The 20,352-nt window shown below is 64.8% G+C and carries 18 protein-coding genes; 5 read left to right on the forward strand and 13 right to left on the reverse strand.

Annotation, left to right across the window (positions count from 1 at the left end; all coding sequences use genetic code 11):
• Positions 1-123: 123 nt before the first annotated feature.
• The 9 genes from C515_RS0110170 to C515_RS0110210 form a co-directional block, all read right to left on the reverse strand.
• Positions 124-1,269 (reverse strand): PQQ-dependent sugar dehydrogenase, encoded by a 1,146-nt coding sequence (locus tag C515_RS0110170; protein WP_028455448.1) that lies wholly within the window; start codon positions 1,267-1,269, stop codon positions 124-126.
• A gap of 221 nt (positions 1,270-1,490) precedes the next feature.
• Positions 1,491-1,976, reverse strand: a complete 486-nt coding sequence (locus C515_RS0110175) for a hydrogenase maturation protease (protein WP_043649057.1) — start codon at positions 1,974-1,976, stop codon at positions 1,491-1,493.
• 7 nt (positions 1,977-1,983) lie between these two features.
• Positions 1,984-3,477: a Ni/Fe hydrogenase subunit alpha gene (locus C515_RS0110180; protein ID WP_028455450.1), complete on the reverse strand. Its 1,494-nt coding sequence runs from the start codon at positions 3,475-3,477 to the stop codon at positions 1,984-1,986.
• A 95-nt stretch (positions 3,478-3,572) separates the two neighbouring features.
• A complete protein-coding gene (locus C515_RS20545; RefSeq protein WP_043649080.1) occupies positions 3,573-3,890 on the reverse strand; it encodes a GIY-YIG nuclease family protein in 318 nt (105 codons plus the stop codon).
• Between the two features lie 26 nt (positions 3,891-3,916).
• The gene (locus C515_RS0110190) at positions 3,917-4,459 is read right to left on the reverse strand and encodes an NADH-quinone oxidoreductase subunit B family protein (RefSeq protein ID WP_028455451.1); all 543 of its coding nucleotides are present in this window, start codon (positions 4,457-4,459) and stop codon (positions 3,917-3,919) included.
• A 116-nt stretch (positions 4,460-4,575) separates the two neighbouring features.
• A complete protein-coding gene (locus C515_RS20550) occupies positions 4,576-5,304 on the reverse strand; it encodes a 2Fe-2S iron-sulfur cluster-binding protein (RefSeq protein ID WP_051304835.1) in 729 nt (242 codons plus the stop codon).
• Entirely contained in the window at positions 5,301-7,136 is a 1,836-nt protein-coding gene (locus C515_RS20555) for an NAD(P)H-dependent oxidoreductase subunit E (RefSeq protein WP_051304836.1), read from the reverse strand. The genes C515_RS20550 and C515_RS20555 overlap by 4 nt, the downstream gene beginning before the upstream one ends.
• Before the next feature lie 121 nt (positions 7,137-7,257).
• Positions 7,258-9,375, reverse strand: a complete 2,118-nt coding sequence (gene hypF / locus C515_RS20560) for a carbamoyltransferase HypF (RefSeq protein ID WP_081686887.1) — start codon at positions 9,373-9,375, stop codon at positions 7,258-7,260.
• A gap of 245 nt (positions 9,376-9,620) precedes the next feature.
• Positions 9,621-10,550 (reverse strand): DUF808 domain-containing protein, encoded by a 930-nt coding sequence (locus C515_RS0110210; protein ID WP_028455452.1) that lies wholly within the window; start codon positions 10,548-10,550, stop codon positions 9,621-9,623.
• Between the two features lie 157 nt (positions 10,551-10,707).
• On the opposite strand from C515_RS0110210, the gene C515_RS20565 reads away from it, so the two are divergent.
• From C515_RS20565 to dxs, 3 genes are all read left to right on the forward strand, one after another.
• Positions 10,708-11,025 (forward strand): exodeoxyribonuclease VII small subunit, encoded by a 318-nt coding sequence (locus tag C515_RS20565; protein ID WP_081686888.1) that lies wholly within the window; start codon positions 10,708-10,710, stop codon positions 11,023-11,025.
• 73 nt (positions 11,026-11,098) lie between these two features.
• On the forward strand, positions 11,099-11,995 hold the full coding sequence (locus tag C515_RS0110220) for a polyprenyl synthetase family protein (RefSeq protein ID WP_028455453.1): 897 nt from the start codon (positions 11,099-11,101) through the stop codon (positions 11,993-11,995).
• 81 nt (positions 11,996-12,076) lie between these two features.
• A complete protein-coding gene (dxs, locus tag C515_RS0110225) occupies positions 12,077-13,939 on the forward strand; it encodes a 1-deoxy-D-xylulose-5-phosphate synthase (protein ID WP_028455454.1) in 1,863 nt (620 codons plus the stop codon).
• A gap of 120 nt (positions 13,940-14,059) precedes the next feature.
• Here the strand turns inward: dxs and ald are convergent, their stop codons facing one another.
• Entirely contained in the window at positions 14,060-15,172 is a 1,113-nt protein-coding gene (ald, locus tag C515_RS0110230) for an alanine dehydrogenase (protein ID WP_028455455.1), read from the reverse strand.
• A 237-nt stretch (positions 15,173-15,409) separates the two neighbouring features.
• Here ald and C515_RS0110235 point away from each other — a divergent pair, with 237 nt between their 5' ends.
• A complete protein-coding gene (locus C515_RS0110235) occupies positions 15,410-16,597 on the forward strand; it encodes an MFS transporter (RefSeq protein ID WP_028455456.1) in 1,188 nt (395 codons plus the stop codon).
• Between the two features lie 427 nt (positions 16,598-17,024).
• Here C515_RS0110235 and C515_RS0110240 read toward each other — a convergent pair whose 3' ends face one another.
• The 3 genes from C515_RS0110240 to C515_RS0110250 are packed head-to-tail and all read right to left on the reverse strand — an operon-like array spanning position 17,025 to position 19,912.
• Positions 17,025-18,029, reverse strand: a complete 1,005-nt coding sequence (locus tag C515_RS0110240; RefSeq protein ID WP_028455457.1) for a cytochrome d ubiquinol oxidase subunit II — start codon at positions 18,027-18,029, stop codon at positions 17,025-17,027.
• 1 nt (position 18,030) lies between these two features.
• On the reverse strand, positions 18,031-19,359 hold the full coding sequence (locus C515_RS0110245; protein WP_028455458.1) for a cytochrome ubiquinol oxidase subunit I: 1,329 nt from the start codon (positions 19,357-19,359) through the stop codon (positions 18,031-18,033).
• 1 nt (position 19,360) lies between these two features.
• The gene (locus C515_RS0110250) at positions 19,361-19,912 is read right to left on the reverse strand and encodes a GbsR/MarR family transcriptional regulator (RefSeq protein WP_028455459.1); all 552 of its coding nucleotides are present in this window, start codon (positions 19,910-19,912) and stop codon (positions 19,361-19,363) included.
• Between the two features lie 195 nt (positions 19,913-20,107).
• Between C515_RS0110250 and C515_RS0110255 the strand changes: the two genes are divergently transcribed.
• A partial coding sequence (locus C515_RS0110255; RefSeq protein WP_043649063.1) for a transposase occupies positions 20,108-20,352 on the forward strand: 245 nt, incomplete at its 3' end.

Below are 20,352 nucleotides of genomic sequence, written 5' to 3' on the forward strand. Positions count from 1 at the left end.
CCGAAATTTGAACTCCTGTAGGAGCGAGCTTGCTCGCGAAGCGTTGCAGATCGCGCGCACCCGAAGGGGACTTCCTGCGGGGCGCAAGCTCGCCCTTGCGACTGAAAACATCGAAGGGGCAAATCACTCGTTTACCGGTGCCAGCCGCAGCAGCGCGCCGTCGCCTTCATCGGTAAGCAGGTAAATATGCCCGTCCGGGCCGACGCGCACGTCGCGGATGCGCCCGAAACCGTCCTTGAGCAGGCGCTCCTCGCGAACGACGCGCTCGCCGTCGAGTTCAAGGCGTACCAGCATCTGGTATTTCAGCGCGCCGGCGAAAAGATTGCCGCGCCAGCCGGGAAACGCGCGGCCTTCGTAAAAGGCGAGGCCCGATGGCGCAATCGACGGTGTCCACTGGTGGATGGGCTGCTCCATGCCCGGTTTGCTTGTGCCTTCGCCGATTTTCGTTCCCGTGCCGTAGTTGGCGCCATAGGTGATCACCGGCCAGCCGTAGTTGCGCCCGGCGCGGATGATGTTGAGCTCGTCGCCGCCCTGCGGGCCGTGTTCCGTCGCCCACAGTTCACCCGTTTTCGGGTTGAGCGCCGCGCCCTGCATATTGCGGTTGCCCAGGCTGTAGATTTCCGGCCGAGCCCCCTCCTTGCCGGCAAAGGGGTTGTCGGGCGGGAAGCGGCCATCGTCGAAGAGGCGTACGGTCTTGCCGGCGAGGTCGTCGAGCTTTTGCGCGCGGCCCATCTCGCCACGGTCGCCCTGCGTAATGTAGAGCTTGCCTTTGCCATCGAAGACCAGGCGCGAGCCGAAGTGCTGGCCGGCGCTGCTGCCGGGGCGCTGGCGGTAGATCTGCTGCACATTGTCCAGCCGGTGGCCGCTTGTGTCCGCAAGCAGCCTGCCGCGCGCAACCTGCGTGGCATAACCCTGGCCCTCGCGCCCGGCATAGGAGAAATACACCCAGCCATTGCGGGCAAAATCGGGATGCAGCGCCACGTCGAGCAAGCCGCCCTGGCCGTGCGCGGCAATCGGTGGCAGGCCGGCGACCGGGCGCGGATCAAGCTTGCCGCTGGCGTCCAGCACGCGCAACCGCCCGGGGCGCTCGGTGACCAGCATGCGCCCGTCGGGCAGGAAGGCCAGACTCCAGGGATTTTCCAGCCCGCGCGTGAGCGTGCTGACGCGGAAGGCATGCTTTTCGCTGCGGATGACCATATCAGCCGCCTGGCTAGCTGCCGCGCAGACGAGGCCAAACAGGGGATAAAGGAGAAAGCGGACGAGGGGCATGGCAGGCACCGTTTCTGGCTGTTGGACGCGCGCATCAAATGATTACCTGTAGCAAGACTTCTCGGCAAAACCCAAATCAACCACAGAGGCACAGAGAACACAGAGAAAAGCGGGAGCACGTCATAGGCATTCCTCAGGGCTTGCTTCCTCTGTGCCCTCTGTGTCTCTGTGGTTCAAATAGGTTTTGTGGTTTGCTGAGAAGTCTTGCCAATCAGTAATGATTATGGCGCGTGGGCAAGCGATAACGCTTGGTGCAGACGGTTTTGCAGGAGTTCCCAGCCCGCGGCCAGTGCGTCCTGGCCGGTAGCGCTGAGTGGCTGATCCAGCTCGAAGGTATTGCCCTGCAGCTCAAGCAGATAAACGGCTTGAGGTGGTGTACCCACATGGGTTTGGCAGTGCCACAGCACTTCGGCCGGTGAACTGGCATGGCTGGCCCATGCTGCGGGCTGGCGTGCGGCCACGCTGCGCCAGCTGGCCGGGTCTGCCGCCTTGCGGCTGGCGTCGGCGAAGATCACCAGCTCGCGCCCGGCCAGATCAAAGGCATGCTCGGGGCTGAGCTGGAAATCGGTGAGGATGTCGATCCGCTCGCCCAGCTCGTGTTTGGCTACCCATGCGGCCAGCCGCTCGCCGAGCAGCGGCCCCAGCGCGTCGTCGCCGCGCGAGGGATTGCCGTAGCCGAAAAACAGGATGGGCGCGGGCCTCGTCATTTCTGCATCATTCCTGCACGATGCGGCCATCGTCGTGGCGCAGCAGCCGGCTTTGCAGCGAGCCATCGGGATTCAGGGCTTCGATCACCAGCGGCATCTGCCCCAGCGCGTGCGTGGCGCACGACAGGCAGGGGTCGTAGGCGCGGATCGCGACTTCGATGCGGTTGAGCAGCCCTTCGCTGATTTCGCGGCCATCGAAGTAGTTTGCCGCCACCGCGCGCACCGAATCGTTCATGCCGCGATTGTTGTGCGTCGTCGAGACGATCAGATTGGCGTAGCTGATCTGTTCGTCCTCATCGATGCGGTAATGGTGGATCAGCGTACCGCGCGGCGCCTCGATGACGCCGACACCTTCACGGGCCGGCTCAGATGGCTGCGCCATCAAGTCGCTGCCGAGCAGTTCCGGGTCGTCGAGCAGCTCGCGGATGGTTTCCGCGCACATCAGCGTATCGATCATCCGCGCCCAGTGCTGCGCCAGTGCGGCCTGCACCGGCTTGCCGCCGCCGTAGTCGATGAATTCGCGCCGTGCAGCTTCTGCCAGCGGCGTGGGCATGAAATCGGCATTGTTGATACGCGCGAGCGGCCCGACGCGGTAATAGCCGGCATCGTGGCCGAAGGGGGCGAGGTAGGGAAACTTCATGTACGACCACGGTTTGACTTCCTCGCGGATCAGGTCAAGGTAGCGCGCCGGGTCGTGATTGTTGACGATGATCTCGCCGGCGGCGTTTTTCACGCGCAGCACGCCATCACAGAGTTCCGCCGCGCCATCGCGGCTGACCAGCGACATGAACGCCGATTCGGATTCGCCAAAGCCGCGGAATTCCGCCTCGTTGGCGAGGTAGTTGTCGCGCGCCAGCGCATTGCTCGCCACGCACCAGGCTACGATCTGGTCGATGTCGCTCAGCATTTCGTCGCGCTCAGGCGCACTCAGCGGCTTCAGAAAACCGCCCGGCGCGCTGCCAGTGCCGTGCACGCGTTTGCCAGTGAGGTGGCGGATGACTTCCTGGCCATATTTGCGGATGCGGATTCCCCTGAGGCCCAGCTCCTTGTGGTCCGCCAGCACGCCGATCACGTTGCGGTGCGCTACGGCATCGTCAAAGCCGAAGAGCAGATCGGGCGAGGCCAGGTGGAAAAAATGCAGCGCATTCGATTGCAGCACCTGGCCATGGTGCAGCAGCCGGCGCAGTTTTTCGGCGGTCGGCGTGATGCGCGCGCTGCCGAGCACAAAGGGATCGCAGGCCTTGGATGCCGCCAGCAGGTGGCTTACCGGGCAGATGCCGCACAGGCGCTGCACCAGTGTCGGCACCTCACGAAACGGCCGCCCCTGGATGAAACGCTCGAAGCCGCGAAATTCGACGATGTGCAAGCGTGCCTGGCGTACGCGGCGCTCATCGTCAAGCAGCAGCGTGACCTTGCCGTGCCCCTCGACACGCGAGACCGGCTCGATGACGACCCGGCTGAGGCCGGCGGTGTCGGAAGCGGTTTCCAGATGTTCGTACATGGCGTGCTCCTTTGGGCTTCCTGTGCTGGCGGACGCGGTGTCACTGGATTCCCGCGTTCGCGGGAATGACGAGGCTGCTGATTTCCTTAAGGGCGTCATGCCCGCGCAGGCGGGCATCCAGTCGGAATTCCGCAAATGTCGTCCCATAAATCCCGCCACTGTGGGTTGACTGACTCGATCAGTTGCAGTTTCCAGTCACGATTCCACTTCTTGAGTTGTTTTTCCCGCGTGATGGCGGCGTCCATGCTGCCGTGCTGCTCGTAGTAAACCAGCAGGTGTATGCCGTAGCGCCTGGTGAACCCTTCCGTGACATCATTTTTGTGCTCCCAGATACGCTTGAGCAGATTGGACGTCACACCGATAGACAGTGTGCCGTTTCGCTTGCTGGCAAGGATGTAAACGGCTGGTGCCATGCATTTGGCAGGCATCTGTCGCAATCCTAGTCAAACCGCCGCAGCGGATAGGCCAGCTCCGGCTCGCGCCCGGCCAGGAGCGCGGTCAGCAACTCCCAGAAGGCATCCGCCGGCGGCGGGCAGCCGGGCAGCACGCGGTCGATGCGTACGACCTCGTGTAGCGGATAGACGCGGTCGAGCAGCAGCGGCAGCTCGGGGTCGTCGGGAACCTGCGGGGCTTCGATGCCCGGCCCCTGCAGATAGGCTTCGGCAAAGCATTCTTCGAGCGGAATGCGGTTGCGCAGCGCCGGCACGCCGCCCGACAGCGCGCAGGCGCCGACGGCGATCAGAATGCGGCAGCGGCTGCGGAATTCGCGCAGCGTGTGCACGTTTTCCGCATTGCACACGCCGCCCTCGACCAGGCCGATGTCGATGCCTGCTGCATCGACTTCCTTGATGTCGGTGAGCGGGCTGCGGTCGAAGTCGACCAGCTCGGCCAGCTCGGCGATGCGCTCGTCGATGTCCAGAAACGACATGTGGCAGCCGAAACAGCCGGCCAGCGAGCAAGTCGCGACCCTGATCTTGTTCATGACGCGCTCCTTTTGCTTTGAACCACAGAGGCGCAGAGATCACAGAGGAAAACGGGAGAATCAGTTTCTCGGTCCTGCCTTCTCTGTGCCCCTCTGTGCCTCTGTGGTGCAGGTTTTCATTCTTCCGCCTTGCTGGACGGCTGCCTGTGGCCCACGCGGGCAATGTCGTCCGCATCGTAGAGCCGTTCGCCAATGGCCAGCGGGTAGCCCTCGCGCTTGGGGATCAGCGCGCCGGTGGGGCAGATGCGCGCGGCAAAGTCGGTGATGCTGAAATTGGTGTCGCCCAGCAGCCCCGATTCGCTGTTGACGACCAGCTGCGTGCGCGTGCCGCGCCCGGAGAGACCAAAAACCGCCTTGCCGTCGGTTTCGCGGCTGGCGCGCACGCACAGCTCGCACTGGATGCAGCGGTCGCGGTCGAGCAGCATGTCGGGGTGCGAGGCGTCGACATTGCGCAAGGGGTAGAAATGCGGGTAATGCGAATCCTGCATGCCGACGTGGTAGGCCACCGCCTGCAGCTGGCAGTTGCCGCTTTTTTCACAGAAGGGGCAGTAATGGTTGCCTTCGACAAACAGCATCTGCACGACACGCCGGCGCATCGCGGTGAGCTCGTCGGTGTCGTTGTCGACCTGCATGCCGGGTTGCACCGGCATGGTACAGGCAGTGCCGAAGTGGCCGTTGATCTTTACCGTGCACAGCTTGCAGCTGCCGCGCGGGCGGTATTCCTCGTGGTAGCACAGGTGCGGGATATAGACGCCGGCTTGCGTCGCGGCTTCCATGATGGTCTGGCCGGGCTCGAAGGGGATGTTTTCGCCATCGAGCACAAAGGTGAAGTCGTTGCCGTTCATGTGCCTTCTCCCGCTTTGGCGGCATTGATGGTGCAGCCGTGTTCGTCGCAGCGCTGGCCCAGGTGGGCTGCGGCGTCGTCGCGCCTGCTCAGTTCGCGCGAGATCGCCAGCGCACCGTCGAGATCAAAACCCGGAACGAAATCGAGCGAGGTCAGCCGCGATTCGTAGAGCGGGCGCATGCGCTTGATGGTGTCGAGCAGCGGGTTGGCTGCCGTCTGCCCCAGCCCGCAGTGGCTCATGTCCTTGATGCACTGCGCGGTCTCGGCGATATCGGCGAGCTCGCGCGCTGTGGCGTGGCCGGCCATGATCTTGTCGATCGACTGCCTTAACAATTGCGTGCCGATGCGGCAGGGCGAGCAGAAGCCGCAGGATTCGCCAGCGAAAAAGTGCGTGAAGTTCTGTACTACGGCCAGCATGTCGCGGCTGCGGTTGAACACCATGAAGGAGCCGCCGGTCGAGAGATCCTCGAAGCTGATCGCGCGGCCGAATTCGATGGGCGTGATGCAGGTGCCCGACGGGCCGCCAACTTGCACTGCCTGGGTATCCGTCGCTCCGCAAGCATCGAGAATCGTCTGCACGCTAACCCCAAAGGGGTATTCATAAATGCCGGGGCGGGCGACGTCGCCGCTGACGGAAAGCAGCTTGGTGCCGGGCGAGTGGCGCGTGCCGGATTCCAGAAACCAGTCGGCGCCGTGTTTGGCGATCAGCGTGGTTTTGACATAGGTTTCGACGTTGTTGCAGATCGTCGGCTGGTTCAGGTAGCCGTGCGTGGCGGTGTAGGGCGGGCGCGTGCGCGGGACGGCGCGCTTGCCTTCCAGCGATTCGATAAGCGCGCTTTCCTCCCCGGCCACATAGGCGCCGGCGCCGAGATGGATGTCGATGTCGAAGGAGAAATCGCGCCCGAGGATGTGCTCACCCAGCAGCTGCTCGGCGCGCCGGCGCGCCAGCACGGCAACCAGATGCGGGTAGAGCCAGGCGTATTCCGCGCGCAGGTAGAGAAAGCCTTTTTCCGCGCCGATCACATACGCGCCCAGCGTCATGCCTTCGAAGACTTCGTCGGCGAAGCGGGTCAGCAGCGTGCGGTCCTTGAAGGTGCCGGGCTCGCCCTCGTCGGCGTTGCACACCACATAGTGCGCCTTGCCCGGTGCATCGCGGCAGACGCGCCATTTCAGCGCCGTGCGAAAGCCCGCGCCGCCGCGCCCGCGCAGGCCCGACTTGTCGATCTCCTTGAGAAAGCGCTCCGGGCCCAGTGCCAGCGCCGCCTGCAGCGCCCGGCCTGGCTCGCTGCGTTCCGCCAGCACGGGGCCGGCCACGCGCAGCGCTTCCTCGACCTGGAACCAGCCGGCCGGCCAGGTGGCTATGGGCTCGCCGGCCTCGATCTTACTCGCGATTTCCGCAGCCAGCCCGGTCGTCAGGCGCGTGATCGGCCGGCCGTTGACCAGCAGCGCCGGGCCCTGGTCGCACAGGCCGGTGCACGAGGTGTAATCGACAAACACGCGCCCGTCAGCACGCGGCTTGCCGCGCGTAACGCCGAGTTTTTCCTGCAGCGTCGCCATGATCTTTTCATTGCCGAGCATGCGGTCGGTGATGTTGTCGGCGACATAGATGCGGTAGTCGCCCAGGCGTTCGGTGGAGAGGAAATGATAGAACTCGACGACACCATGGACCTGGGCCAGCGGCACGTCGAGCGCCTTGGCCACGTAATCGCGCAAGGGCGCCGGGCAGCCGCCGTATTCGTTTTGCAGCGCGATCAGGATCTGCACCAGCCGCAAGGGATCGCGGTGCTGTGCGTCGAGCAGCTGGTTGACGCGATGATAGGCTATGGCCGGCATGGCGGGCTCCTCGCAAGGCGGCGCACGGTGGCGGGCGCCGTGATTTCCCCTTTCTAGCCCAAAAACCCTGCCGGCAATGAGGTTACGACCGCGAGCGGCGGATTGCCGGCCAGGGCGGCGGTCAGCCTGCTTGCTGCAGGGCGACCCAGGCCTGGCCCAGGCTGATGGCGCCATCTCCCGGGGGCATGCGTTCCGCGCGCAGCAACGTCAGCCCCGCATCCTGCAGGATTTGGCCAGCCGCCTCGTCAAGCAGGCGGTTGGCCCAGCAGCCGCCGGCAAGCGCAACGGTGGCGAGCCCCTGCTGTCGCGCGCTGGCGATCAGCCAGTCGGCCAGGCCGGCGGCTAGCGTGGCGTGCAGCAGGCTGGCGCCAGCGCGCACGTCGGTTTCATCGGCCAGCCGGGCAAACAGCGGCAGAAAGTCGAGCTGCCCGGCGGCGTTGATCTGCCAGCCGTCCGTCATCGGCGCGGCCGGGCTGGCGAGGCTTTCCAGGCGCTGGGCGGCTTCGGCTTCGTAATCCTGCATTTCGCACACGCCCAGCAGCGCGGCTGCCGCGTCGATCAGCCGGCCCAGACTGCTGGTGTGCGAGAGCGTCTGCATCTGCTGCAGCTGGCGCGCGACGCGCGCTGCGTCCGCGTGGGCAAAGCGGCGGGGGATTTCTCCGGCACGGCCAAGCCGTGCCAGCAGGGCGGCGGCCAGCCGCCAGGGTTCGCGCGTGACCTTGTCAGCGCCGGGCTGGGCCAGCAGGGCGAGATGCCCGAGGCGCTGGCAGCCCTGGCGGTCAACCCGCAGCAATTCGCCGCCCCAGCTGCCATTGCGACCCTTGCCGTCGCTGCCATAGCCATAGGCGTCGAGCGCGAGACCGAGCACCGGGCCGGTATGGCCGTGTTCGGCCAGTACGGCGGCGATGTGGGCGTGATGGTGCTGGACATGCAGCACGCGGGCGCTGAACGTTTGCCCCAGCTCCTGCGCCAGCCGCGTGCTGTAGAAATCCGGATGGCTGTCGCAGGCGATCAGGTCGGGGCGCAGCCCCAGCCGTTGCGGCAGCGTTTCGGCCTGCCCGGCCAGCACCCGGCAGCTGCGCGCGTCGGCCAGGTCGCCGATGTGTGGCGAAACATGAGCCAGGCCCTGCCCGGCCACGCAGAGTGTGGTTTTCAGTTCGGCGCCCAGCGCCAGTACACATCGCTGGGTATTGGCTTGAGGCGCAGCAAGGGTAAAGGGTATGGGGGCATACCCTCTGGCCCTGCGCAGAAAGCAGGCGCTGCCGTCGCTGCGCACGCGCAGCACCGAATCATCATTGCGCTCGGCGATCAGGCGGTCGTGCACCAGAAAGGCGTCGGCCACCTGTGCCAGCTGCTCGCGCGCCTCGGTTTCGCTGATGCAGACGGGCGCGCCCGAGGCGTTGGCGCTGGTCATGACCAGCAGCATGGCTTGTGGCGCCTGCAGCCAGTCCATACCGGGCGGATTGCCGGCCGCGGCGTGAAACAGCAAATAGTGCAGCGGCGAGCAGGGCAGCATCACGCCCAGCGACGCCAGCCCGGGCGCCAGGCTGGCGGGCAGCGTGCCGCCAGGCTGGCGGCGCAGCAGCACGATGGGGCGCTCGGGGCTTTCCAGCCAGGCGGACTCGTGCGCATCGATGGCGCATTCGCCGGCCAGCGAAGCGGTATTGGCGGCCATGATCGCCAGCGGCTTGCGCGCGCGCGGCTTTCTGGCGCGCAGGCGGGCAATGGCCTGCTCGTTGCGGGCATCGCAACACAGGTGAAAGCCGCCCACGCCCTTGATGGCGACAATCGCGCCATGGCGCAGCAGCGCCAGCGTGGCGGCAATGGCATAGCCGGTGAGGCGGGCATCGCCCGGCACATCGCGGGCAATCGAGGCGCCGCTGGCCAGCTGCAGGTCCAGCCTTGGCCCGCAGTGCGGGCAGGCCAGCGCGGGTGCTTCGAAATGGCGGCCGGCCGGGTCGGCATGGCGCGCGGCGCAGACCGGACACCGCATCGCGGTAGTGTCGCGCAGGGTCGGCGAGCCTGCGGTCAGGGTGTGGCGCGGCCCGCACTGCGCGCAGTGGGTAAAGGCATAGCGCCAGCGCGGCGACTGCGGGTCGAACAGCTCGGCCAGGCAATCGGGGCAGGGGGCGAGATCGGCAACGCCAGGCGTGCGAATGGCCTCCTGGTTGCGCGCGGCGGCAGTGACGCCTGCCATTCTTGCCGTGCCGTCAGGCCGAATGGCCAGCCGTTCGCTCATGGTTTCACTCTCCCGCTGCTAAGAAGCCCGGCTTGCCGGCTTGCGCCGCCATTTTTACCCCGGTTCACTATGGGTAAGGTCGGGCGCAGAAGCAAACGGGGACTGCGGGAATTTGCGCTGGATCAAGGTGAACGGCAGGCCAGGCGCCCGGGGCAGGGGCGCAAAACACTCAGGCCCGCTTGTTGCGGGCCTGAGTATTCTTTCGGGTATTGCCTTGCTGGCTTTATTGCGTATTGGTCTTGGCCTTATACCCTGGCTTGCTCGGCAGTTTTCTTGCCGCGCAGCTTGCCGATGCCGGCTACAACGCCCAGCACCAGCGCGCCGGCGATCAGGCCGACCACGATATTGAGCAGTGAAGGCACCAGCGGCGCGACGATGCCCGACAGGCCGGCCATGTGGTCGATGCCGTGATGCAGGAAGGGCAGGCTGTGGCTGACGATGCCGCCGCCCACCATGAACATCGCGATGGTGCCGATCACCGTCAGCGCCTTCATCAGCCTGGGTGCGGTGGCGAGCAGCGCATTGCCGACCAGCGTGGCGGCCGCGCCGCCCTTGCGGTTCAGATACACTCCGATGTCGTCGAGCTTCACGATCAGCGCCACCAGACCATACACACCCACCGTCATCAGCGCGGCGATGCCGGCCAGCACGGCGAACTGCATGCCCAGCGTCTTGCCGGCGACGGTGCCCAGCGCGATCACGATGATTTCGGCCGAAAGCACGAAGTCGGTGCGGATCGCGCCCTTGATCTTTTCCTTTTCCATGGCGACGAGGTCGACGTTCTCGTCGGCCACGGCGGCGACCAGCTGCTGGTGCGCGCTTTCGTCTTCTTCCTTGCTGTGCAGCGCCTTGTGCAGCACCTTCTCCACGCCCTCGAAACACAGATAGAGGCCACCCAACAGCAGCAGCGGCAGGATCAGCGCCGGCACGAAGGCGCTGATCGCCAGCGCGGCCGGCACGAGGATGAGCTTGTTCTTCATCGACCCCACGGCCACCGCCCACACCACCGGCAGCTCGCGCTCGGCGCGCACGCCGGAGACCTGCTCGGCGTTGAGCGCCAGATCGTCGCCCAGCACGCCGGCCGTTTTCTTGGCGGCCACTTTGGTCATCACGGCGACATCGTCAAGAATGGTCGCAATATCGTCGATCAGGGTAAGAAGACTGGCACCGGCCATGGTGGGATTCCTGCATGAATGAATTGGGAAAGGCGCGCGTAATGTAGACGTTTGCGTCCGGCATGTCATCTTTCCGTGCGTGCGCGTCGCCAAAGCGTGACACGGCGCGCGCCTTGACGAGTATCGGCTCTGCCGCTAAGGTTCGTCGATTTGACTGATGACCGGTTTGAAGCTGCAAACCGCGCAAAACAAGGGCATCCGCATGGCCAAGGCAAAACTTCCCGCCAGCTTTGAAGCCGGGCTCGGCGAACTCGAACAGCTCGTTGGTGAAATGGAAAGCGGCAAACTGCCGCTGGACGCCTCGCTCGCCGCCTACCAGCGCGGCATCGAGCTGTTGCGCTATTGCGAAGGGCGGCTGGCCGATGCCGAACAGCAGATCCGCATTCTGGAAGCCGGCGAACTCAAACCGCTTGCCGTGGAACAAAACGCCACCGGCGCCGCCACGGCACAATCGCCGGATGGATTGCCGGGCTGATTGCCAGCACCAAAAAACCCCGACAGCCCGCCGGGCGGGCCAGACCCCTGCCGAACCGACCGAAAAGACCACAATGGCCGATTTTGATTTCAAGTCCTGGATGAGCGATGTACAGACGCGCATGGAAGCCTGTCTGTCCGCGTCGCTGCCGCCGGCAACACAGCTGCCCGAACGCCTGCACGACGCGATGCGCTATAGCGTGCTCGACGGCGGCAAGCGCGTGCGCCCCTTGCTGACCTTTGCCGCCGGCCTGGTCGCCGACGCCGACGCCGACAAGCTGCAATACGCGGCAGCGGCCGTGGAAATGATCCACGCCTATTCGCTGGTGCACGACGACATGCCGGCCATGGACAATGACGTGCTGCGCCGCGGCAAGCCCACCGTGCACGTGGCGTTCGGCGAGGCAAGCGCACTGCTGGCCGGCGACGCGCTGCAGGCGCAGGCCTTCGACGTGCTCTCTGCCCGACCGCTGGCCGCAACGCCGGCCGACCAGCTGAAAATGGTCAGCCTGCTCGCGCGCGCGGCGGGCAGCCTGGGCATGTGCGGCGGCCAGGGCGTCGATCTTTACAGCGTCGGGCGCGAGCTGAGCCTGCCCGAGCTGGAACTGATGCACATTCTGAAAACCGGCGCGCTGATCCGCTGCGCGGTGCTGCTGGGCTCCTACTGCGGCCGGCCGCTGTCGGACGACGAGCGCGCCAGGCTCGATACCTATGCCAAGTGCGTCGGTCTGGCCTTCCAGGTGGTCGACGACATTCTTGATTGCGAAGCCGATTCGGCCACGCTGGGCAAAACCGCCGGCAAGGATGCGGCGAACAACAAGCCGACCTATGTCTCGCTGCTGGGTCTGGGCGGCGCGAAGCAGAAGGCGGCCGACCTGAAGGCCGAGGCGCTCAATGCGCTGGCGCCGTTTGGCGAGAAGGCCGTGGCGCTGGCCGCGCTGGCCGAATTCATTGTGGAGCGCCGCTCCTGAACCGAGCGGATTTCAGCATCCGGCCGCGTTTGCGCCCGCTGCGGGCCATATCGGCCGGATTGCCGTGACAAGAAGAAAACCATGACCGTACCGATGAAGTATTCCCTGCTTGAGCGTATCGACTCCCCCGCCGACCTGCGCGAACTGAACCGCCGCGAGCTGCCGCAGCTGGCCGGCGAATTGCGCGAATTCCTGCTGGAATCGATCAGCCAGACCGGCGGGCATTTTGCGTCCAACCTCGGTGCGGTCGATCTCACCATCGCGCTGCATTACGTGTTCAACACCCCGGAAGACCGGCTGGTGTGGGACGTCGGCCACCAGAGTTACCCCCACAAGGTATTGACCGGACGCCGAAGCCAGATGGGCACCATGCGCAAATACGGTGGGCTGGCCGGCTTTCCGAAGCGCGAGGAGAGCGAATACGACACCTTTGGCGTCGGCCACTCGTCCACCTCCATCGGCGCCGCGCTTGGCATGGCCGAGGCCGCGCTGCTCAAGGGCGAAAAACGCCGCGCGATTGCCGTGATCGGCGACGGTTCGATGACCGCAGGGCAGGCGATTGAGGCGCTGTTCAACGCCGGCCACCGCGACGACATCGACCTGCTGGTGATTCTCAACGACAACGAAATGTCGATCTCGCCCAATGTCGGCGCCTTCAACAACTACCTGGCCAAGCTGCTGTCGGGCAAGTTCTACAACGGTTTTCGCGATGCCTCGGGCAAGGTGCTCGAGCGCCTGCCGTCGCTGAAGGAACTCGCCAAAAAGGGCGAGGAGCACGTCAAGGGCTTCTTCACGCCGGCGTCCTTTTTCGAGGAGCTGGGCTTCAATTACATCGGCCCCATCGACGGCCACGACATGGAAACGCTGGTCACCACGCTGGCTAACATCAAGGAACTGAAAGGCCCGCAATTCCTGCACGTGGTCACCAAGAAGGGCCAGGGCTACAAGCTGGCGGTCGACGACCCGGTGAAATACCACGCGGTCACGCCGTTCACGCCCTGTGACGGCATGGCGGGCAAGAGCGCCGGCAAGCCGACCTTCACGCAGATCTTTGGCGACTGGCTGTGCGACATGGCCGCCGCTGACGAAAAGCTGGTCGGCATCACGCCGGCGATGCGCGAAGGCAGCGGAATGGTCAGGTTTCACAATGAGTACCCGAAGCGCTATTTCGACGTCGGCATTGCCGAGCAGCACGCGGTGACGTTCGCCGCCGGGCTGGCCTGTGAGGGGCTCAAGCCGGTGGTCGCCATTTATTCCACGTTCCTGCAGCGCGCCTACGACCAGCTGATCCACGACGTGGCGCTGCAGAATCTGGATGTCACCTTTGCCATCGACCGCGCCGGTCTCGTCGGCGCCGACGGCCCGACGCACGCCGGCTCCTTCGATCTGTCCTACCTGCGCTGCATTCCGAACATGGCGGTGCTCGCGCCTGCCGATGAAAACGAATGCCGGCAGATGCTCTACACGGCCTACCAGCATCAAGGCCCGGCCGCCGTGCGCTATCCGCGCGGCAGCGGCATGGGCGTCGCGGTCGAAAAGGCCATGAGCGGTGTCGCCTGGGGCAAGGGCGAAATCCGCCGCCAGGGCAGCAAAGTCGCCATCCTGTCCTTCGGCACCTTGCTCGCTGCCGCGCTCGAGGCGGGTGAGGCACTTGATGCCACCGTGGCCAATATGCGCTTCGTGAAGCCGCTCGATTGTGAGCTGGTGGCTCAGCTCGCCGCCGGCCACGAGCTGCTGGTGACGGTCGAAGAGAACGCGGTGATGGGCGGCGCCGGCTCCGCCGTGCTGGAATGCCTGGCCGCCTGTGGCGTGTCGGTTCCGGTGATCCAGCTCGGCCTGCCCGATGCCTATGTCGAGCATGGCGAACAGAAACAGCTGCTGGCCGACTGCGGGCTGGATGGCGCGGGGATTGTTGCAGCGGTGCGCAAGCGCCTGGCTGCCTGAGCGGTTGACTCTGCTTTGTGGGTTTGAAAGACGAAAGGCTTCCGACGCAGAGACGCAGCCCGCGTAGGTACGATTAGCGTAGCGTAATCGTACGTATGCCGTTGGGCACAGGCACACATTTCACAGCAGCGCCTGCGCCTCGTGAAATGGCAGTCCATGCGCCTCGGCCACGGCCTTGCAGGTGAGCTTGCCTTCCGCCACGTTCAGCCCGGCCAGGAAGCCCGCGTCTGAGCGCAGCGCAGCGCGCCAGCCCAGGTCGGCGAGTTTCACGATATAGGGCAGGGTGGCATTGTTCAGCGCGAAGGTCGACGTGCGCGCCACCGCGCCGGGCATGTTGGCGACGCAGTAATGCACGATGCCGTCGACCACATAGACCGGATTGTCGTGCGTGGTTGGCCGCGAGGTTTCCGCGCAGCCGCCCTGGTCGATGGCGACGTCGACGATCACCGAGCCGGGGCGCATTTGGGCCAGGTGTTCGCGGCGAATCAGCTTGGGCGCGGCGGCGCCCGGCAGCAGTACCGCGCCGATAACGAGGTCGGCCTGGAGAATCAGTCGCTCGGTCGCTTCCTGCGTCGCATAGATCAGTTTCACCACGCCGCCGAATTCGCGGTCAAGGCGGCGCAACGTGTCGATATTGCGATCGAGCACGGTGACGTCGGCGTGCAGACCCAGCGCCATGCGCGCGGCGTTGGCGCCGACCACGCCGCCACCGAGAACCACGACCTTCGCCGGCGCGACGCCGGGAACGCCGCCGAGCAAAATGCCGGCGCCGCCCTGCGATTTTTCCAGTGCGCGCGCGCCGGCCTGCACCGCCATGCGTCCGGCGACTTCGGACATCGGCGCGAGCAGCGGCAGTCCGCCCTGTTTGTCGCTGACCGTTTCATAGGCAATGGCAATCGCGCCGCTGGCGAGCAATTCTTCCGTCTGCGGGCGATCGGGAGCCAGATGCAGGTAGGTGAACAGCAACTGGCCGGCTCGCAACATGGCGCGCTCGCCGGCCTGCGGCTCCTTGACCTTGACGATCAGTTCGGCCGTGGCAAAGACCTCGGCGGCGTTTGCCGCGATGTCCGCGCCGGCGGCGCGATAGGCGTCGTCGCCAAAACCGATGCCTGCGCCCGCGCCGGTCTCGACCAGCACGCGGTGGCCGCGCGAAGTCAGCTCGCGCACGCTGGCCGGCACCATGCCGACGCGGTATTCATGAATCTTGATTTCCTTCGGGACGCCGACTTGCATGCTGCACCTCGCTGCGTGGTCTGCCCGGCCAAGATCGCCGGTGATGCTCCTTTATAGCCTGCAAGGCAATGAGTGGACGATGCTATGGGTATATGCCTGAAGCCATTTCGCGTAAATGGCTGCATACGTATACATGTGCTTGTATAGAGATGCTTGTACAAATCGCGACAGTGAGAACCGTTCTCGACCTTGACTGACGGGCGTACACTCGGGCTTTGATCCTGCCCGTGAGCCACTATGACCGACCGCCGCGAAATGTTGCTGCTGCTGGCGCTGATGCTGGTGATGTTCACCACCATCGTCGATTTCATGATCATGATGCCGCTCGCGAGCTACCTGATCGCCGATCTGCGCATCAGCACCGGCCAGTTTGGTCTGCTGGTGTCGTCCTATTCGCTGGCAGCCGGTGTTTCGGCGCTGCTGGCGTCCTCGCAGGCGGATCGCTTTGATCGGCGGCATGCGCTGCTGTTCTGCTATGCGGGGCTGACCGTTGGAACCTTGCTGTGTGCGCTGGCCGGCAGCTTCGCGAGCCTCCTGGCCGCCCGCATCGTCGCCGGTGTGTTCGGCGGCGTGCTGGGCTCGATCACGCTGGCGATTGTCGGCGATGTGATCCCGCTTGAGCGGCGTGGCCGGGCGATGAGCTGGGTGATGCTGGGCTTTTCGCTGTCGGCCGTGGCCGGCGTGCCGCTGGGGCTGTGGCTGGCCGCGCACCAGGGCTGGCGCATGCCGTTTTATGTGCTGGCAGGCGTGTGCGCGCTGCTGTGGCTGCTGATGACTCGCGCGGTGCCGCCGGTACGCGACCATCTGGCGCGTACGCCTGGCGGCTGGCTGGCCAACTACCGCGAGCTGCTATCTGACCGCAACCACTGGTGGGCGGTGGGGCTGACGGCGCTCTTGATGGTTTCCGGCTTCTCGGTGATTCCCTTTATCGCCCCGACCATGGTCGCCAATGTGGGGCTGGCGCCCGAGCAGCTGATGTACATCTATCTGGCCGGCGGCGCGGCGACCATCTTCACGCGCCCGGTGATCGGCCGGCTGACCGACCGCTACACGCCGCGCCGCGTGGTGGGCTGGCTGATCGTGCTGAGCTTTCTGCCCATCGTGCTGGTCACGCAAACACTGGCCGTGGGGCTGTCCGGCCAGCTGGCGATTGCCGTGCTGTTTTTCGTGTTTGTCAGCGGGCGCTTCATCCCGGCCACCACGCAGGTCACCGCTGCCACGCGCCCCGAGCTGCGCGGGCGGCTGATGGCGTTCAATTCGGCCGTGCAGAATTTCGCTTCCGGGATTGCCTCGCTGGCAGCCGGCATGGTGCTCACGCAGGACAGCCATGGCGTCTGGCACCGCTATGGCTGGGTGGGGCTGGCCAGTTGCGCCGCCGGCGTGCTGGCGATCTGGGTGGCTGGCAAGATTCGCACGGTTTCCTGATGGGTATTGCCGCACAGCCAATTCTGTGAAAGGGGTGTACGGAAATACATGGTGAAGTATGTTGGTAATCGGCGCTTGGCAGGGTGTTGAAAAACACCCTGCGGCTCGTTTTTCCGGCAAAGCCGGGAAAAATGTACCTGATTAGCAAGACTTCTTAGTAAAACCCAAATCAACCACAGAGACACAGAGAACACAGAGAACACAGAGAACACAGAGAAAAACCGGAGCACGTCCAGGCAATTCTCAGGGTTTTGCTTCCTCTGTGTCTCTGTGGTTCAATGGGTTTTTTGGTTTGCTGCGAAGGGTTTCCAATCAGGAAAATGTATGAAAAGCAAATTGTAAACCATTGATTTTTCAAGAGGCCGTTTGCACCGGGCTTTGCCCGGTGCTTGATGCTGCCGGAAAAACCGACTTTTTCAACCGCCAGTTAGTCGTAGCGCAGCTCGCTCGCCTTGCCGCGGAACACGCGATAGGCAAACACCGTGTAGGCGGCGATCACCGGCAGCACGATCAGCGCGCCATAAAAGATCACCTGCAGCGCAGCCGTGCTGGCCGCGGCCTGCCACAGCGTGAGCCGGTCGATCACCAGATACGGAAACACGCTGTAGCTCAGGCCGTAGAAGGCCAGCAGCACGATGCCGACGACCAGCAGGAAGGGCACGAGGCTCAGGCGTTCGCGCGCGGCGGGTTCGCGCCTGGCCAGGCGCGGCAGCAGCAGCCACAGCGCGGCGAAGAGCGCGGCGGTCACGACGGGAACCAGCGCGAGCAGAAAGACGGTCGGCAGCGCAAACCAGCGCTCGGCGATGCGCGCGCTCGCCAGTGGCGTCGCGATCGACACCAGCACGACGGCGGCCGCCGCGGCATACAGGCTGCTCCGGGCCCAGGCAATCGCCCGCAGTTGCAGCGCGCCGTCCGTTTTCAGGATCAGCCAGCATGCCCCAAGCAGGATGTAGCCGCCAGCCAGCGCCAGACCCGAGATCAGCGCCATGCCCCAGGGCATGGCTCCGGGGGCGAAACCGGTGATGAAGCGGCCGAGCATCACGCCCTGCGCCAGCGCGGCCAGCAGCGAGCCGGCGGCAAAGGCCATGTTCCACGCATACTGGTGCTCGTCGCGCGCCTTGACGCGGAAGTCAAAGGCCACGCCACGCAGGATCAGCCCCAGCAGCATCACCGCCACCGGCAGATACAGCTCGCCCAGGATGATGCCGTGCGCCAGCGGAAAGGCGACCAGCAAGAGCCCCACACCCAGCACCAGCCAGGTTTCGTTGGCGTCCCAGAAGGGGCCGATGCTGGCGATCATCGTGTCCTTTTCTTCGGCATTTCCCAGTGGCAGCAAGAGGCCGACGCCAAGGTCATAGCCATCCAGAATCACATAGATGAGCATGGCCAGCGCCATCAGCGCGGCAAAAATCACGGGCAACCAGAATTCCATGTCATTCTCCCTGTGCGGATTGAAGGGCGGCCTTGCTGGCCTTGCCCGCCATGTGGAATACCACGCTCACATAGGTGGCCAGCAGCACGACATACAGCAGCAGATACATCACCAGCGTGCTGGCGACCATGCCGCCGGGCACCTTCGTCACCGCGTCGGCGGTGCGCAGCACGCCCTGCACCAGCCAGGGCTGGCGGCCGATTTCGGCGACATACCAGCCGGCCACCGTCGCAATCCAGCCGCTGAAACTCATCCACACCAGCGCGCGGCTCAGCCACGGCGCCAGCGTGCCGCGCCGGCAGAACTGCCAGGCGCCGAGCACGCCGATCAGCAGCATCGCCAGCCCGACGCCAACCATCACGCGAAAGCTCCAGAACACCTTGGCCACCGGCGGATGGTCGTCGCCGAACGCGCTGATGCCCTTCAGTTCGCCATCCAGCTCATGCGTGAGGATGAGGCTGGCGAGCTTGGGGATGGCGATGCTGTAGTCATTCGTGCGGGTTTCAGCGTTGGGCAGCGCAAACAGCTGCAGCGGCGCGCCGCGCTCGGTGTGCCAGATGCCTTCGATGGCGGCAATCTTGGCCGGCTGGTGCTTGAGCGTGTTGAGCCCGTGCAGATCGCCCAGGAAAGCCTGCAGCGGCGCCAGCACGGCGGCGATGATGAGCGCCGTTTTCAGCGCGTTGGCGACGCCGCCCGAGCGATCACCGCGGCGCCAGCGCCAGGTCGACACGCCGGCAACCAGGAAGGCGACGGTCAACGCGGAAGCCAGCAGCATGTGGCTCAGCCGATAGGGCATCGACGGGTTGAAGATCACGGCCAGCCAGTCGGTGACCACCGCGCGGCCATCGACCATCTCGAAGCCGGCCGGCGTCTGCATCCAGGAGTTGAGCACGATGATCCAGAACGCCGACACCGTGGTGCCAAAGGCCACCAGAAAGGTCGCAAAGGTGTGCATGCGCTCGCCGACCTTCTGCCTGCCAAAGAGCATGATGCCGAGGAAGGTCGCCTCCAGGAAAAAGGCGGTGAGCACCTCGTACGCCAGCAGCGGGCCGGCAATGTCGCCCACCGTCTGCATATAGCCCGGCCAGTTGGTGCCGAACTGGAAGCTCATGGTGATGCCGCTGACCACGCCGAGCGCAAAGGTCAGCGCAAACACCTTGACCCAGAAGTAATAGGCGTCGAGCCAGGCGGCATCGCCGCTGCGGCGGTAGGCCGTCTTGAACCACAGCAGCACCCAGCCCAGCGCGATGCTGATGGTGGGAAACAGGATGTGGAAGGTGATGTTGGCCGCGAACTGGATGCGCGACAGCGTCAGTACGTCGAAATCCATGTCAGTCCTCCTTGCTGCGGCCAAGCCGGCTGGCGGCATCGACAAAACGGGTGACCTGCGTACCCAGCTTCAGCAGGCGCTCAAGCATGGCCGGCTCAAGCCGCTGCACGTCGCCAAACCAGGTCGTCAGCAGCTCGATCAGCTCGTGCATCTCGCGCATGCGGCGCTGTGCGTGTTCCTCGGCCGCGTCCTGCGGCTCTTGCAGCAGCGCCTCGCGCAGCAGCGACAGCGTCGGGTCGACCTCGCGCTTGCGCTTTTCCTCGGCCAGCGTGCGGAAGATTTCCCACACGTCGTCCGGCGTCGCGAAGTAGTCGCGGCGGTCGCCCGGCAGGTGCACAAGGCGCACCAGCCGCCAGCTCTGCAGCTCTTTGAGGCCGATGCTGACGTTGGAGCGCGACATGCCCAGCTGCTCGACGATGTCGTCGGCGTTCAGCGGCTGCGGGCTGATGAAGAGCAGGGCGTAAATCTGGCCCACCGTGCGGTTGACCCCCCAGCGGCTGCCCATCTCGCCAAAGTGCAGCACGAAGCGTTCGTTCAGTGGTGTGAGATTCATGGCTTTTCCATGTTTTTGTAATTTCAAGAATTATTGAAAATTATAAACGCAAGTTTGATCTGGCGCAAATTCTGACGAGCCTTCAGAAGAGCGCACCTTGCCCTTGAACAAAGTCATTCCTGATTAGCAAGACTCCTCAGCTTACAGATTTTTGCTGAACTATGCTGAAAGCAGAGCCCAAGCAGGAGAGCAATCATGTCCATGAATCTCGTGCAATTTCAGCGCGGCCTCTCGCTACCGGAGTTCCAGCGGCGCTTTGGCACCGAGCCGCAATGCCAGGCCGCACTGGAAAAAGCCCGCTGGCCACAGGGTTTCCGTTGTCCGCATTGCCAGCACACCGCCTGTTACCGCATCGGGAACCGCACGCATCCCCTCTTTCAGTGCACGCAGTGCCGGAAACAGACCTCGCTGATAGCCGGGACGATCATGCAGCACAGCGC

The organism is Chitinilyticum litopenaei DSM 21440, from assembly GCF_000428145.1.
Lineage (GTDB): Bacteria > Pseudomonadota > Gammaproteobacteria > Burkholderiales > Chitinibacteraceae > Chitinilyticum > Chitinilyticum litopenaei.